A 15,416-nucleotide genomic window follows, 5' to 3' on the forward strand; every position below is an offset into this window, starting at 1 on the left:
ATCGGGCCGGATCCGGAGGAAAGGCCCCGGCCCCACGATCCCGCTGCCGTCACGTACCAGGGAGCTGCCCATGCCGTCGCCGACCGGTCACGCCGCCCGACTCGTCCTCGCCGTACTGCTGTTCGCCCTCGCCATGACTCCGGTGGCCGGTGCCGCGGCCCGGAGGCCGACGCCGGCGAGCGCCGCGTCGTGGACGGCGCAGCCCGCGGTGAGCGGTTCCGGCACGGACGGCGGCAGGCCGTACTTCTATCTGGAGGGCCCGCCCGGCACCGTTCTCCAGGACCGGCTCTCCGTCACCAACTCCGGTTCGGCCCCGGTCACCGTGCGGCTGCGTGGCGCCGACGCGTACAAACCCGAGGACGGCGACTTCGCGGTACGCGGTGGCAAGGGCTCCACCGGGACCGGTGCCTGGCTGCGAACCGCCGCCGCCGAGGTGACCGTGCCGGCCCGCACCCGCGCCGATGTGCCGTTCTCCGTCACGGTGCCGATGGGCGCGACGCCCGGCGACCACCCCGGTGCGATCGTCGTGCGGAGCGGCGACCGCTCGGTGGGCGTACGGGTCCAACTGCGGGTCGGTGGGCCGACGCTGGCCGCGCTGACCGTCGAGGACGTCACCGTGTCCGGGCAGGCCATCCACTACACGCTGGTCAACCGCGGCAACACGGTGCTGGCGCCGCGGATCGCCGTCGGCGCCGACGGAGTGTTAGGGACGCTGCTGCGGCGCGAGGCGCGCACGCTGCCGGTGGAGCTGCTGCCCGGACAGCGCGTCAGGCTCGGCGAACCGTGGCGGGATGCCCCGGCCCTCGACTCGGTGACCGTACGGCTGCGCGTCACGGCGGCGGGCGGCGCGCACAGCGAGGCGACGGCCCGTGCGGCCTTCGTCCCGTGGGGGCCGGTGACCGGCGGCGCACTGCTGCTCCTGGCCGCCGTCGCCACGGGCGCGTACGCGCACCGGCTCCGGCGCTCACACAGGCGGCCACCGGACGACGACAGGCCCGGACAGTCCTCGGGCGATCAACGGCACTCGGACAGAAGGCACTTGGTGAAGGCGGGAGCGGAATCGTGACTGGACAGGCCGGACCGGCATCACTCCGGAGCGGCAGCCACCGGTGGACGGCCGCATTGCTCGGCGCCCTGCTGCCCGCCCTGCTGATGCTCTCCACGACCGGCGCCGACGCGGCGGGTACGAGGGCCACGGACGCGAAGCCCGTGATCACCCTCTCCAAGCAGCAGGCGGGCAAGGGTGGCGACATCACCGTCAAGGGCAGCGGCTGGCGCCCGAACACGCTGCTGATGATGCTGATCTGCGGACAGTCCACGCCGGACCGCGGGGTGATCGGCGGCACCAACTCCTGCGCCAATGCCGAGGGCCGTGCCGTCACCACCGGCACCGAGGGCGACTTCAGCAAGAAGATGCCGGTCGCCGAGCCGCCCGCACCCTGCCCCTGTGTGGTTCATGTGGCCACGGTCACCGGGGAACAGGCCACCGCCGACGCCGTGTTCGTCGTCGCCGGCCACCCGGTCGCCGCGCTGCCGAAGGAGAGCGAGGGGGGCAGGCTCGCGGTGCTGGCCACCACCCGGCTCGAGGGCGACAGCGGAATCCTCACCTGGTTCGGCGCCCCGCCCTCACGACACCTGGTCTTCACCGTGGGCAACCTCGGCTCCGCTCCCGTCAAGGACCCGGTCTTCCGGATCGGCACCGCGCACGGCGTCTTCGCCCCCCAATGGGAGGAGCAGCAGTGGCGCGGCACCATCGAGTCCGGCCGCAAGGCGCAGATCAAGCTGCCGGTCGAACTGGCGGCGGGCGCCCACGGTGACTACCAGGTCTCGCTGAAGTACGGCAGCAAGGTGCTGGCCGAGCAGCCGTGGGGGGTCGGCCGCCCCTGGGGAGTCACGCTCTTCTGGATCCTGCTGTGCGTCGTCGTACCGGCCGCCGTGTTCCGGATCGGCATGGCGATCGTCGACAAAGTACGTCCCCGCACCTCGCGCACCCCGGTCCGTGCCGGGCGCCACCGTCACCCGCAACTGGCCGATGTGACCGCGAGGCTCCCGAAGCTGCGCCGCGCGCCGGGGCCCGCTGAGAGCCCTGCGGCAGCGCCCGTCACCACGGCCGCGCTGCCATGGTTCACACCCGATTCCGCACCGTCAGAGAACAGACCGACGACGAAGGGACATTCGTGAGTACGCAACGCAGGACGGTCGCGGCGGGAGTCGCGATGATGCTCGGCGGCGCGGGCATGCTGCTGGCCGCGAACCCGGCCCAGGCCGCCGACATCTCGTACAGGACGGAGTGCGTTCCCCCGCCCATCTCCGGGCTGCCGGCCGTGCAGGGCACCACCAAGGTGCAACTGACCGCGCCGGCCGAGGCGAAGGTCGGGGACACCGTCGAGGTGGTGTGGAAGACGGTCGAGGCCGCTTCCAGGAACCCCGATGTCCTCGACCTGGAGAAGGACACGGTCAAGCCGACCGGCACCATCAAGGTGGGCGGCGCGGCCACGGGAACCCTGCAGATGGAAGGGCCGCGGCAGAACCCGCCGATCCCCAAGAACAGCGCCATGGTGCTGCCCGACATGAAGGGCACACTGAAGCTGGAGAAGGCCGGTGAGATCACGCTGACACCGGACGCCTACAACATCAACGTCTCCAAGCCGATCTCCACGGACACCAAGTGCGCCCCGAAGGAGACCGTGCAGCCGGGCGCGACCATCAAGGTCACGAACGGCGGCGGATCCACGACCGCGGGCGGCACGACCACCGGCACGACCACCGGCTCCACCACCGCGGGCGGCACGACGACCGCGGGCGGCACGACCGCCGGTGGCACGACCGCCGGTGGCACGACCGCCGGTGGCACGACCGCCGGTGGCACGACCGCCGGTGGCGCGACGGCCGCGGGCGGCACCACCTCGGGCTCCGGCGGCGGCCAGACCGACTTCCCCGGCAAGGAGGTCTCGGTCAACTTCGCCTGTACGTCCCCGGGACCGGCCGGCATCGCCTCCAAGGTGACGATCAACGCGAAGAAGAGCGGCGGGAGTTACGCGCTCACGGTCAAGACGGCCAAGGGCGTGATGGACAGCCCCGCCGCGCTGCCCGCCGGTGCGCTCAAACCGTCCATGGACATCGTCATCGGCGGCGCCGACAAGGGCTCGGTGAAGGTCACCGGACCCGCCAACGCCGTACCGCTGGAGCAGGGCAAGCCGGTTGATCTGTCCGACATGACCGGCACCTACAAGCCGGGCGCGTCCGGGAAATCCACGCTCAGCCCCGGCACCCTGACGATCGATGTCACCCTGGGCTCCTCGAAGATCAACATCCCCTGCAAGGTCAAGGGTCCGGTGACGCCGTCGCTGGAACTCGACACCACGGCCCAGCAGGGTGGCGCCTCCGGTGGCGCCACCACCGGCTCTGCCGGCTCCACCGGCTCCACGGCGGGCGGCACGGACTCCGGCGGCGGACTGGCCGCCACCGGGGCCGAGGACAACGGCACCCTGCGCGCACTCGGCCTGGTCGCGGGGACGGCGATCCTGCTGGGCGGCGCCGTGTTCACCTTCACCCCGTGGCGCAGGCTGCGCGGCACCAGGTGAGCTGAGCTCCGTACGGATGCACGCGAAGGGCCGCTGCGCCGATGTGCCGGTGCAGCGGCCCTTCGTACAGCCGGGTTCGGCGCGTCAGCGCACGTCGCCCATGAGCTGCTTGACCTTGCCGCGGTACATGAAGACCGCGACACCCGCGGCAACGGCGAGGAAGGCCTGCAGGGTGACCACGCCGGTGCCGTTGAGCTCCACACCCGCGGTGGAGAGCAGACCCGTGGTGCAGTCACCGGCGGTGACGGCCAGGAACCAGACACCCATCATCTGGCTGGCGTACTTGGCCGGAGCCATCTTCGTGGTGACGGAGAGGCCCACCGGGGACAGCGTCAGCTCGGCGACCGTCTGGACGAAGTAGATCGCGACCAGCCACATCGCGGCGGCCTTGTGGCCGTCGGTCGCGATCGTCAGCGGCATCAGGAAGAGGAAGAACGACGCACCGACCAGCACCAGGCCGGAGCTGAACTTCACGATGGTGCTGGGCTCCTTGCCGCGGCGGTTCAGCGACAGCCAGAAGGCGGCGAAGAGCGGGGCCAGCGCCATGATCAGGACCGGGTTGACCGACTGGTACCAGGAGACCGGGAAGTTCCAGCCGAAGACAGTGTTGTCGGCCGAGGATTTGGCGAAGATCGCGACCGTCGAACCGCCCTGGTCGTAGATCATCCAGAAGATGGCGGCGGCGACGAAGAACCAGATGTAGCCGGACATCTTCGACTGCTCGGTGGCGCTGAGCTCCTTGTCGCGCTTGATGCGCGCCAGAACGACGACCGGAATGACCAGGCCCGCGACGGTGATCGGGACCAGGAGCCAGTTGAGCGTGTAAACGCCGGTGACGACCGTGATGATGTAGAAGACGGCCGCGACGGCCAGCCAGATCATGCCCTTGCGCAGCGTGCTCGCCCGCTCGGCGGCGGACAGCGGCTTCGGGACGACGAGGCTGCGTTCGTTCAGGTGGCGGGTGCCCATCAGGAACTGGGCGAGGCCGAGTCCCATGCCGACCGCGGCGAGCGCGAAGCCCAGGTGCCAGTTGACGTTCTCACCGACGGTACCGATGATCAGCGGCGCCGCGAAGGCACCCGCGTTGATGCCCATGTAGAAGATCGTGAAGCCACCGTCGCGGCGTGGGTCGTCCGGGCCGTCGTAGAGGTGGCCGACCATCGTCGAGATGTTGGACTTCAGCAGACCGGAGCCGATGGCGACCAGTCCGAGACCGGCGAAGAAGGTGCCCTGCAAGGGCAGCGCCAGCGCCAGGTGGCCGATCATGATGACGGCACCGGCGACGGCGACGGTCTTGCGGGGACCCCAGACACGGTCGCCGAACCAGCCGCCGGGCATGGCGAGCAGGTAGACCAGCGACACGTAGACCGAATAGATCGCCGTGGCCGTGGCCGGGTTCATGTGAAGCCCGTTGGGGGCGATCAAGTAGAGGGGGAGCAGCGCCCTCATGCCGTAATAGCTGAAACGCTCCCACATCTCGGTCATGAAGAGAGTGGCCAGGCCGCGGGGGTGGCCGAAGAAGGTCTTCTCGGATCCAGAAGTACTGGCCGGGTCCTTCGTCAGGCTGGACGCCATGGTCGATCCTTGCTTGCTCGGGACGCGACGCCTCGTGAGCGTGACGCGCCCGGTGGGGGGAGGCCGGCACCGACACAAGGCCATGCCCCACCCCAACGCCTGACAAGGGGATTCGTCCCGACCGCCGGACTCGTCGAGGAGCCGACCGAAGAAGACGGGGACCGACCGCATCGGGATCCACGCCCGGTGCGCATCCTCGCGTTCCGGGCCCGGCCACAGGTCATTCACTGAACTTCACGACTGGCGGGTACCAGCCGGCAGAACAAAAGAGACCCTCGGCGCTAAAAGCTGCCCAAGGGTCCTTGAGTAGTGCAACAGGCGTCGAGCAACCATACGACATGACACTGCCGGATATGAATGGACTTGAGAGATGGATCACAGGTTTCGATGGAACCGCACTCCCATATTCGAAGGCCCTTCTCCGTTTTCCACACGGACCCGCAGGGCTTTTCGGTCACCTCACAGCATCCGCCCTGCGCGGACTACCATCACTCCATGACCCGTGTACTGCTCGCCGAGGACGACGCATCCATCTCGGAGCCGCTGGCCCGCGCCCTGCGTCGGGAGGGTTACGAGGTCGAGGTCCGCGAAGACGGTCCGACCGCTCTCGACGCAGGCCTCCAGGGCGGGATCGACCTGGTCGTACTCGACCTGGGTCTGCCCGGGATGGACGGCCTCGAAGTTGCCCGCAGGCTCCGTGCCGAAGGCCACACCGTGCCGGTCCTGGTGCTGACCGCCCGCGCCGACGAGGTGGACACCGTCGTCGGCCTGGACGCGGGCGCCGACGACTACGTCACCAAGCCCTTCCGTCTGGCAGAACTGCTCGCCCGCGTCCGGGCCCTGCTGCGTCGCGGCGCCACCGAACCCGCTCCGCAGCCCGCCACCCACGGCGTCAGGATCGACGTCGAGTCGCACCGGGCCTGGATGGGCGACGAGGAACTCCAGCTCACCGCCAAGGAGTTCGACCTGCTGCGGGTCCTCGTCCGCGACGCCGGCCGGGTCGTCACGCGCGACCAGCTGATGCGCGAGGTCTGGGACACCACTTGGTGGTCGTCGACCAAGACCCTCGACATGCACATCTCCTGGCTCCGCAAGAAGCTCGGTGACGACGCGGCCAACCCCCGCTACATCGCGACCGTACGGGGCGTCGGCTTCCGCTTCGAGAAGAGCTGACGTACAGAAGCACTCATGCGCCGCAGACTGATCAACTCCACGCTCGCCGTGGTGCTCGTGGTGATCGCCGTCTTCGGCGTCTCCCTCGTCATCGTCGAGAGCCGCACCATCAGCAACAGCGCCCAGGAGAGTGTCGACTCCGAGGCGCTGCGGCTGATCAGCGTCGTCGAGAGCCGGCTCCTGGGGGCGGAGCGGATCAACCCCGCGCTGCTGGCCGAACAGATCTCCAGCAAGCGCTACGCACTGGTCAAGATCCCCGGACGCGCCCCCCTCGAAGTCGGTACGCGCCCCACCGGCAGGGTGATCAGCAGCACGGCCGAGGGGGAGCAGGGCGAGCGCGTCACCGTCGAGGAGTCCAGCTCCGCCGTCACCCAGGAGGTCGGCCGCACCCTGATGATCATCGGCGCGGTGGCGCTGCTGGCCATCGTCTCGGCCGTGCTCCTCGCCGTACGCCAGGCCAACAAACTGGCCTCGCCGCTGACGGACCTCGCCGAGACCGCCGAACGCCTGGGCTCCGGCGATCCACGACCGCGCCACAAGCGGTACGGAGTGCCGGAGCTGGACCGGGTCGCCGACGTCCTGGACTCCTCCGCCGAGCGGATCGCCCGGATGCTGACCGCGGAACGCCGGCTGGCCGCCGACGCCTCGCACCAGCTCCGTACGCCGCTGACCGCGCTCTCCATGCGGATCGAGGAGATCTCGGTCACCAACGACCCGGACACGGTGAAGGAGGAGGCGAACATCGCCCTCACCCAGGTCGAGCGGCTCACCGATGTGGTGGAGCGGCTGCTGACCAACGCCCGCGATCCGCGTACCGGCTCCGCCGTCGTCTTCGACCTCGACGAGGTCGTCAAGCAGCAGATCGAGGAGTGGCGCCCGGCCTACCGCGGCGAGGGCCGCGCCATCGTCCGCTCCGGAAAGCAGGGGCTGCGGGCCGTCGGTACGCCGGGCGCGGTCGCCCAGGTGCTGGCCGCACTGATCGAGAACTCACTGATGCACGGCGGCGGTACGGTCGCCCTGCGTACCCGGGTCACCGGCAATCAGGCCGTGATCGAGGTCACGGACGAGGGCCCGGGCGTGCCCGCCGATCTCGGCGCCAGGATCTTCGAGCGGACGATCAGCGGCCGCAACTCCACCGGCATCGGCCTCGCGGTCGCCAGGGACCTCGCGGAGGCGGACGGCGGCCGCCTCGAACTGCTCCAGCAGCAGCCACCGGTTTTCGCCCTGTTCCTCAGCCGGGTGGCCCTGAACAGACAGGAACCGGAACGCCCGGTGCGGTGAGCGCGTGCGGTGGGCGGCTACGGCCGCACCGAATCCGCCCCGACCTGCGGCACCTGCTCCGTACGTCCCTGCTTCAGGAACCCCTCCGCGCTCAGCGCGGTCTCCTTGGCGGGCAGCGCCTTGAACACCCACGTCCGATAGGACCAGAAGCGGAACAGCGTCGCGATGCCGATCCCGAGGATCTTGAAGACATTGCTCTGGACCGGGCTGTTCCACCCGAACCCGTACGTCGCCACGTACAGCACACCGTTCTCGATGACCGCACCCACCGCGCTGAACAGCAGGAACAACGTCAGCTCCCGGGTCCGCCCGGTCTTGTCACGGTCCCGGTACGTCCAGTAGCGGAAGCCGACGTAGTTGAAGAGGATGGCGACGAACGTCCCCAGCAGACCCGCCCGCACCACCTGGAGATCCGTGGTGCGCCAGAGCAGGTTGGACATGGCGATATTGACCACCAGGCCGAATGCGCCGACCGCCCCGAACTTGGCGACCTCCCGGGCCAGCAGATCCAGCCGGGTTCGCAGTGCGCCCCGTTCGCTCATGGTGATCGCTCAGCCCGTCTGTCGGTTACGTCAACCCGCTCATGCTATCCAGCCCGTCCAGGGGTTGCCTGTGGATGTTCTGTCAGGTGTGGCGATGCTGTGACGTGCCCCTGCCGGGGCGGGCGGAGGGCGTCGTCGGACGCCCCCCGGAGCGCCGGATACCCTGGAGGAGTGACGTTCCCGGTAGTCGGCATGGTCGGCGGCGGTCAGCTCGCCCGTATGACCCACGAGGCGGGCATCCCCCTCGGCATCAAGTTCAAGCTCCTCAGTGACACCCCCCAGGACTCGGCGGCCCAGGTGGTGAACGAAGTCGTCGTCGGCGACTATCGCGACCTGGACACGCTGCGTGCCTTCGCGCGCGGCTGTGACGTGATCACCTTCGATCACGAGCACGTACCGACCGAACACCTGCGGGCCCTGGAGGCGGACGGCATTCCCGTGCGCCCGGGACCCGATGCACTGGTGCACGCCCAGGACAAGGGGGTGATGCGCGCGAAGCTCACCGAGATCGGCGCGCCCTGCCCCCGCCACCGCATCGTGAAGGACCCGGCCGACGTCGCGGCCTTCGCGGAAGAGGTCGGGGGCTTCCCCGTCGTCCTCAAGACGGTCCGCGGCGGCTACGACGGCAAGGGCGTCTGGGTGGTCCGCTCCGAGGCGGACGCGGCCGACCCCTTCCGGGCCGGTGTCGCCGTCCTCGCCGAGCAGAAGGTCGACTTCGTACGGGAGCTGGCGGCCAATATCGTCCGCTCGCCGCACGGCCAGGCCGTCGCGTACCCGGTCGTCGAGTCGATCCAGGTCGACGGGGTCTGCGACACGGTCATCGCCCCGGCCCCGGAGCTGGACGAGCGGCTCGCGGGCGAGGCCCAGCAGCTCGCTCTCCGTATCGCCTCCGAGCTCGGCGTCGTCGGCCACCTCGCCGTCGAACTCTTCGAGACCCGTGGACCCGACGGGAAGCCCGGCATCCTGGTCAACGAGCTCGCGATGCGCCCGCACAACTCCGGGCACTGGACCCAGGACGGCGCGATCACCTCGCAGTTCGCCAACCACGTCCGGGCCGTCCTCGACCTCCCGCTCGGCGACCCGCGCCCCCGCGCCACCTGGACGGTCATGTCCAATGTGCTCGGCGGCGACTACCCGGACATGTACCAGGCGTATCTGCACTGCATGGCCCGCGACCCTCAGCTCAAGATCCACATGTACGGCAAGGACGTGAAGCCCGGCCGCAAGGTCGGACACGTCAACACCTACGGCGACGACCTGGCGGACGTGCGAGACCGAGCCCGCCATGCAGCTGACTACCTCAGAGGAACGATCACCGAATGACTTCCCCCGCCTCCGCCGCGCCGGTCGTCGGCATCGTCATGGGCTCGGACTCCGACTGGCCCGTCATGGAAGCAGCGGCCAAGGCCCTCGACGAGTTCGAGATCCCCTATGAGGTCGACGTCGTCTCCGCCCACCGCATGCCGCGCGAAATGATCGCGTACGGCGAGCACGCGGCGGACCGCGGCCTCAAGGTGATCATCGCGGGCGCGGGCGGCGCCGCCCACCTGCCCGGCATGCTCGCCTCCGTCACCCCGCTGCCCGTCATCGGCGTCCCGGTCCCGCTGAAGTATCTGGACGGCATGGACAGCCTGCTCTCCATCGTGCAGATGCCCGCCGGTGTTCCCGTCGCCACCGTCTCGGTCGGGGGCGCACGCAACGCGGGCCTGCTCGCCGCACGCATCCTCGCCGCCCACGACAGCGAGCTGCAGGCCCGCATGGCCGAGTTCCAGCAGGAGCTGAACGACCAGGCGACGGAGAAGGGCAAGCGACTGCGCAGCAAGGTCGAGGGCAGTGACTCCTTCGGTTTCGGGAAGTAGGGCACCCGTGGACCAGCTGAAGCGGGCCGCGGAACTCCTCGCCGAGTACCCCGTCGTCGACGGCCACAACGATCTGCCGTGGGCGCTGCGCGAACAGGTCGGCTACGACCTGGACGCCCGCGACATCGCCACCGACCAGTCCGCCCATCTGCACACCGACATCCCGCGGCTGCGCGCGGGCGGCGTCGGTGCCCAGTTCTGGTCCGTCTACGTACGGTCCGACATGACGGGCGACGAAGCCGTCAGCGCCACCCTCGAACAGATCGACGTGGTCACCGAGCTGCTGGAGCGCTACCCCGCGGACCTGCGGCGCGCCCTGACCGCCGACGACATGGAGACGGCTCGCACCGAAGGCCGTATCGCCTCCCTGATGGGCGCCGAGGGCGGCCACTCCATCAACAACTCGCTGGGCACCCTGCGCGCGCTGCATGCCCTGGGCGTTCGCTACATGACGCTCACCCACAACGACAACATCGCGTGGGCGGACTCGGCGACCGACGAGCCGGGCGTGGGCGGTCTCTCGCCCTTCGGCCACGAGGTCGTACGGGAGATGAACCGCACCGGCATGCTGGTCGACCTCTCCCATGTGGCGGCCACCACGATGCGCGACGCGCTCGACACCTCCATCGCGCCGGTGATCTTCTCGCACTCCTCGTCGCGCGCGATCTGCGACCACCCGCGCAACATCCCCGACGACGTCCTCGGCCGGCTCCCGGCCAACGGCGGCATCGCCATGGCGACCTTCGTACCGAAGTTCGTCCTCCCGGCAGCCGTCGCCTGGACCCACGCCGCGGACGAGAACATGCGCGCCCACGGCCTGCACCACCTCGACACCACCGCGCAGGCCATGAAGATCCACGCAGCCTTCGAAGCGGCCAACCCGCGCCCGATGGCCACCGTGGCGACGATCGCCGACCACCTCGACCACATGCGCGAGGTCGCCGGGATCGACCACATCGGCATCGGCGGCGACTACGACGGCACCGCCTTCCTCCCGGAGGGCCTCGGGGACGTCGCGGGCTACCCGAACCTGATCGCGGAGCTGCTCGGCCGGAGCTGGTCCACCGCCGATCTCGCCAAGCTCACCTGGCAGAACGCGGTACGGGTGCTGCGCGACGCCGAGGACGTCGCACGCGAGCTGAGCACGCGCCGGGCCCCGTCCCACGCCACGATCGAGCAGTTGGACGCCCAGGCCGGCTGAGCCGGAGCTGTCGCGTGCGGGGCACCCCCAGGGGTGCCCCGCACGTTTACTGACCCGCACACAGACAGAACGGGTGCCCCGCAGGATCCGCGTACACCCGGAAGCTCCGCTCCCGGTCCTCCGCATCCAGCACGGCCGCACCCAGCGCAAGCACCTCCCGCTCCGCCGCGTCCAGGTCCGGCACGGTCAGATCCAGATGGAACTGCTGCGAGCCGTCCGGACCGGGCCACCGCGGCGGTACGAAACCGGGCGCGGCCTGGAACGCGAGCGGCACGGCCGCGCCACCGGTCAGCTCCACCCAGCCCTCGTGGTCCTCTATCTTTCCGCCGAGCAGCCCGGCGTAGAACCCGGCGAGCGCAACGGGGTCGGGGCAGTCCAGAACGACGGCACCCAGTGCGGCGACAGCCATGACACTTCCTCCTTCAGACAGGGATGGTTACCCCTAAGGCTTCTCAACGGGTAACCGTTACTGCATGCTGCCGCACCGGAGGTAACGTCGCAACCATGAATGAGAAGGATTCCGCGCCCGGTGGACTCGCGCTGATCGAGGCCCTGGTCAACACACTGGACATCGAGACCGGTGCGGACACTCTCGATACGGCGGACGGGCGTGCCGCCTTCTCTCTTGCCGAGCCGGACGTCCCGGACGCCCGCGTTCTGCGCGAGGCGCTCCGCACCGCCTGCCTCGCCCATGCCGGCCACCGTCCGCCGGACGGCTCCGCAGCACCCCCGCTCGACCGGCTCCTCGCCGAAGCGCCCCTGCGCGTCACCGTGGACGCGGCGGGCGCCGCCTCACTGCGGCCCGCCGCCGAACCGGCCGGTCTGACCGCCCGTGTCGCGGCGGCCATCGCCACCGCGGCGGCCGACGGCACCTGGGCCCGGCTCAAGGCGTGCGAGGCCGAGGACTGCCAATGGGCCTATTACGACCGCAGCCCGGCGGGGCGCCGCCGCTGGTGCTCCATGTCGGTGTGCGGCGCCCGCGCCAAAATGCGCACCTACCGCGCGAAGCGCGGCTGAGAGCCTGTCGGGTGCCCTCCGACCGGGCGGCCACGCCCTGGCACGCAGGCTTCCCGCGTTGTCGTCAGTCACCAACTCCCCCATAGCTGAAGGCATGGGGGGACCCCCTTCGCGTCGACTCCCTCCTCCGCCTTGGAATCGCACGCACCAGACCGCGTCCGCTATCCGATCGGAGGTCACCCGACAGGCTCTGAGACCGGTCCGAAGACCGGATGCGTCAGGCCTTCGGGCGCCCCATCGCCCGGTACGTCCAGCCGGCCTCGCGCCACTGCTCGCTGTCGAGCGCGTTGCGGCCGTCCAGGATTATCCGGCGGGACGCGACCTCGCCGAGCGCCGCCGGGTCCAGCTCGCGGAACTCGCGCCACTCCGTCAGATGCAGCACCACATCCGCGCCGCGCACCGCCTCCAGCGCCGAGTCCGCGTAGCCGAGGGTCGGGAAGAGCCGCCGGGCGTTGTCCATGCCCTTCGGGTCGAAGACCGTGACCTGGCCGCCCTGCAGATGGATCTGCCCGGCCACGTTCAGCGCCGGTGAGTCCCGTACGTCGTCCGAGTCCGGCTTGAACGTCGCACCCAGGACCGCGACCCGCTTGCCGAGGAATGAATCGCCGCCCACGGCCTCCCGGGCCAGCTCCACCATGTGGCCGCGGCGCCGCATGTTGATCGAGTCGACCTCGCGGAGGAAGGTCAGTGCCTGGTCCGCGCCCAGCTCACCGGCGCGCGCCATGAAGGCCCGGATGTCCTTCGGCAGACAGCCGCCGCCGAAGCCGATCCCGGCCCGCAGGAACTTGGACCCGATCCGCTCGTCGTGCCCGATCGCCTCGGCCAGCTTCTTCACATCGCCGTCGGCGGCCTCGCAGACCTCCGCCATGGCGTTGATGAACGAGATCTTCGTGGCCAGGAAGGAATTGGCCGCGGTCTTCACCAGCTCGGCGGTCGGGAAGTCCGTCACCACGAACGGCGAACCCTCGGCGACCGGCACCGCGTACACCTCGTGCAGCAGCTTCTCGGCCCGCTCGCTCGTCACGCCGACGACGATCCGGTCCGGGTGCAGGGTGTCCTTCACGGCGAAGCCCTCGCGCAGGAACTCCGGGTTCCAGGCCAGCTCCGCTTCCGCACCCACCGGTGCCAGCTCCGCCAGCCGCGCCGCGAGCCGGGCCGCCGAACCCACCGGCACGGTCGACTTCCCGACGACCAGGGCGGGCCGGGTCAGATGCGGTGCCAGCGACTCGAAGGCGCTGTCGACGTAGCTCATGTCGCAGGCGTACTCGCCGTGCTTCTGCGGAGTGTTCACGCAGACGAAGTGCACATCGCCGAAGGCCGCCACCTCTTCCCACGAGGTGGTGAACCGCAGCCGTCCGGTGGCTCCCTCGATGCCCTCCACATGCTTGCGGAGCAGCTCTTCGAGGCCCGGCTCGTACATCGGGACCTTGCCGGTGCTCAGCATCTCGATCTTCTCGGGCACGACATCGAGGCCGAGCACTTCGAAGCCCAGTTCCGCCATGGCCGCGGCGTGGGTGGCGCCGAGGTAGCCGGTGCCGATCACAGTGATCCTGAGGGCCATGTAGTGCTCCTGGGAGATGCGGACAGACGTGCGGTGAACGAGCATAGTCGTGCCTCCGGAGGCCCGGTTTCCGGCTGCCTGCGCAGCTTCTCCCACCCCTGTCGCGAAGCTCACGCACGCATTGCATAGGCCATTGCGGCAGCGGAGCTCTAAAATCGGGTTACTTAACGGTAGTTAGCATCTTTGGGGAGTGAGCGCCTTGGCGGGTTCGACCGATTTCGACCTGTACCGTCCGGCCGAGGAGCACGAGATGCTCCGCGAGACGGTGCGTGCGCTCGCCGAGGCGAAGATCGCCCCGCACGCGGCAGCGGTCGACGAGGAGGCGCGCTTCCCGCAGGAGGCGCTGGATGCCCTGACCGCCGCTGACCTGCATGCGGTGCACGTACCCGAGGAGTACGGCGGCGCGGGCGCCGACGCCCTCGCCACGGTCATCGTGATCGAGGAGGTGGCCCGTGTCTGCGCCTCCTCCTCCCTCATCCCGGCCGTGAACAAGCTCGGCTCGCTCCCCGTGGTCCTCTCCGGCTCCGAGGACCTGAAGAAGAAGTACCTCGGCCCGCTCGCCAAGGGCGACGGCATGTTCTCGTACTGCCTCTCCGAGCCCGACGCGGGTTCCGACGCGGCGGGCATGAAGACCAGGGCCGTGCGCGACGGCGACTTCTGGGTGCTCAACGGTGTGAAGCGCTGGATCACCAACGCGGGCGTCTCCGAGTACTACACGGTCATGGCCGTCACCGACCCGACCAAGCGCTCCAAGGGCATCTCCGCCTTCGTCGTCGAGAAGTCGGACGAGGGTGTCTCCTTCGGCGCCCCGGAGAAGAAGCTCGGCATCAAGGGCTCCCCGACCCGCGAGGTCTACTTCGACAACGTCCGTATCCCCGCCGACCGCATCATCGGCGAGGAGGGCACCGGCTTCGCCACCGCGATGAAGACCCTGGACCACACCCGCATCACGATCGCGGCCCAGGCCCTCGGTATCGCCCAGGGCGCCCTCGACTACGCCAAGGGCTACGTCCAGGAGCGCAAGCAGTTCGGCAAGCCGATCGGCGACTTCCAGGGCGTCCAGTTCATGCTCGCCGACATGGCCATGAAGCTGGAGGCGGCCCGCCAGCTCACCTACTCGGCCGCCGCCAAGTCCGAGCGCCTCGACAGCGACCTCACCTTCTTCGGCGCCGCGGCCAAGTGCTTCGCCTCCGACGTCGCGATGGAGATCACCACGGACGCGGTCCAGCTGCTCGGCGGCTACGGCTACACGCGGGACTACCCGGTGGAGCGGATGATGCGCGACGCGAAGATCACGCAGATTTACGAAGGCACGAATCAGGTGCAGCGGATCGTCATGGCGAGGAACCTGCCGTAACGGTTGCTGCTCTGGTGTCTGGCCCCCGATGTGCGCGTCGGGGGCCAGACGTGTGTATGCGGCGGGGAGGCCGGGGTTGGATCACTCCCCGGCGAAGACTTCCTCTGTGGTGGTGGCGGTGGCGGCGCGGTTGAGCCACTGGTGCAGGAGCTGAGGGTCGTCGCAGTCGGCGATCTTCTTGCGGGTCTCGTCGGTGATGGCGATACCGCGCGCGTGGAGGACGAGCAGGAGTCCTTCGGCTCGACCTTCGGCTCGACCTTCGGCTC

15 protein-coding genes are annotated in these 15,416 nt (G+C 69.7%); 10 read left to right on the forward strand and 5 right to left on the reverse strand.

The genetic code is table 11. The features are described from left to right. Positions 1 to 70 precede the first annotated feature (70 nt). The 3 genes from ACIPEK_RS26545 to ACIPEK_RS26555 are packed head-to-tail and all read left to right on the forward strand — an operon-like array spanning position 71 to position 3,584. Complete coding sequence (locus ACIPEK_RS26545) at positions 71 to 1,066, forward strand: hypothetical protein (RefSeq protein ID WP_402000670.1); 996 nt, start codon at positions 71 to 73, stop codon at positions 1,064 to 1,066. Further along, entirely contained in the window at positions 1,063 to 2,181 is a 1,119-nt protein-coding gene (locus tag ACIPEK_RS26550) for a hypothetical protein (protein WP_402000673.1), read from the forward strand. The genes ACIPEK_RS26545 and ACIPEK_RS26550 overlap by 4 nt, the downstream gene beginning before the upstream one ends. Before the next feature lie 38 nt (positions 2,182 to 2,219). Further along, positions 2,220 to 3,584 (forward strand): hypothetical protein, encoded by a 1,365-nt coding sequence (locus ACIPEK_RS26555; RefSeq protein WP_402000744.1) that lies wholly within the window; start codon positions 2,220 to 2,222, stop codon positions 3,582 to 3,584. An 84-nt stretch (positions 3,585 to 3,668) separates the two neighbouring features. Here the strand turns inward: ACIPEK_RS26555 and ACIPEK_RS26560 are convergent, their stop codons facing one another. Then, on the reverse strand, positions 3,669 to 5,159 hold the full coding sequence (locus ACIPEK_RS26560; RefSeq protein WP_402000676.1) for an oligopeptide:H+ symporter: 1,491 nt from the start codon (positions 5,157 to 5,159) through the stop codon (positions 3,669 to 3,671). A 495-nt stretch (positions 5,160 to 5,654) separates the two neighbouring features. On the opposite strand from ACIPEK_RS26560, the gene ACIPEK_RS26565 reads away from it, so the two are divergent. Beyond that, positions 5,655 to 6,332: a response regulator transcription factor gene (locus ACIPEK_RS26565; RefSeq protein ID WP_018524728.1), complete on the forward strand. Its 678-nt coding sequence runs from the start codon at positions 5,655 to 5,657 to the stop codon at positions 6,330 to 6,332. A 15-nt stretch (positions 6,333 to 6,347) separates the two neighbouring features. Next, complete coding sequence (locus ACIPEK_RS26570) at positions 6,348 to 7,613, forward strand: ATP-binding protein (RefSeq protein WP_402000680.1); 1,266 nt, start codon at positions 6,348 to 6,350, stop codon at positions 7,611 to 7,613. Between the two features lie 17 nt (positions 7,614 to 7,630). On the opposite strand, the gene ACIPEK_RS26575 is transcribed toward ACIPEK_RS26570, so the two are convergent. Then, positions 7,631 to 8,155: a GtrA family protein gene (locus ACIPEK_RS26575; RefSeq protein WP_402000683.1), complete on the reverse strand. Its 525-nt coding sequence runs from the start codon at positions 8,153 to 8,155 to the stop codon at positions 7,631 to 7,633. A gap of 171 nt (positions 8,156 to 8,326) precedes the next feature. Between ACIPEK_RS26575 and ACIPEK_RS26580 the strand changes: the two genes are divergently transcribed. The 3 genes from ACIPEK_RS26580 to ACIPEK_RS26590 are packed head-to-tail and all read left to right on the forward strand — an operon-like array spanning position 8,327 to position 11,215. Further along, a complete protein-coding gene (locus tag ACIPEK_RS26580) occupies positions 8,327 to 9,478 on the forward strand; it encodes a 5-(carboxyamino)imidazole ribonucleotide synthase (protein ID WP_402000686.1) in 1,152 nt (383 codons plus the stop codon). Next, positions 9,475 to 10,014, forward strand: coding sequence for a 5-(carboxyamino)imidazole ribonucleotide mutase (gene purE / locus ACIPEK_RS26585; RefSeq protein ID WP_093898729.1), 540 nt, complete (start codon positions 9,475 to 9,477; stop codon positions 10,012 to 10,014). Before ACIPEK_RS26580 ends, purE begins: the two co-directional genes overlap by 4 nt. 7 nt (positions 10,015 to 10,021) lie before the next feature. Continuing rightward, positions 10,022 to 11,215 carry a dipeptidase gene (locus ACIPEK_RS26590; RefSeq protein ID WP_402000689.1) on the forward strand — a complete coding sequence of 398 codons (1,194 nt, stop codon included), beginning with the start codon at positions 10,022 to 10,024 and terminating at the stop codon, positions 11,213 to 11,215. Positions 11,216 to 11,261: 46 nt separating this feature from the next. Here ACIPEK_RS26590 and ACIPEK_RS26595 read toward each other — a convergent pair whose 3' ends face one another. Further along, a complete protein-coding gene (locus ACIPEK_RS26595) occupies positions 11,262 to 11,624 on the reverse strand; it encodes a VOC family protein (RefSeq protein ID WP_402000692.1) in 363 nt (120 codons plus the stop codon). 95 nt (positions 11,625 to 11,719) lie between these two features. Here ACIPEK_RS26595 and ACIPEK_RS26600 point away from each other — a divergent pair, with 95 nt between their 5' ends. Further along, positions 11,720 to 12,232, forward strand: a complete 513-nt coding sequence (locus ACIPEK_RS26600; RefSeq protein WP_402000695.1) for a CGNR zinc finger domain-containing protein — start codon at positions 11,720 to 11,722, stop codon at positions 12,230 to 12,232. Between the two features lie 217 nt (positions 12,233 to 12,449). Here the strand turns inward: ACIPEK_RS26600 and ACIPEK_RS26605 are convergent, their stop codons facing one another. After that, positions 12,450 to 13,793 carry a UDP-glucose dehydrogenase family protein gene (locus ACIPEK_RS26605; protein WP_402000698.1) on the reverse strand — a complete coding sequence of 448 codons (1,344 nt, stop codon included), beginning with the start codon at positions 13,791 to 13,793 and terminating at the stop codon, positions 12,450 to 12,452. Positions 13,794 to 13,992: 199 nt separating this feature from the next. Here ACIPEK_RS26605 and ACIPEK_RS26610 point away from each other — a divergent pair, with 199 nt between their 5' ends. Continuing rightward, positions 13,993 to 15,150: an acyl-CoA dehydrogenase gene (locus ACIPEK_RS26610; protein WP_383068458.1), complete on the forward strand. Its 1,158-nt coding sequence runs from the start codon at positions 13,993 to 13,995 to the stop codon at positions 15,148 to 15,150. A gap of 81 nt (positions 15,151 to 15,231) precedes the next feature. Here ACIPEK_RS26610 and ACIPEK_RS26615 read toward each other — a convergent pair. Next, a partial coding sequence (locus ACIPEK_RS26615) for a hypothetical protein (protein ID WP_402000701.1) occupies positions 15,232 to 15,416 on the reverse strand: 185 nt, incomplete at its 5' end.

It is taken from the genome of Streptomyces sp. NPDC088246, assembly GCF_044741025.1.
Lineage (GTDB): Bacteria > Actinomycetota > Actinomycetes > Streptomycetales > Streptomycetaceae > Streptomyces.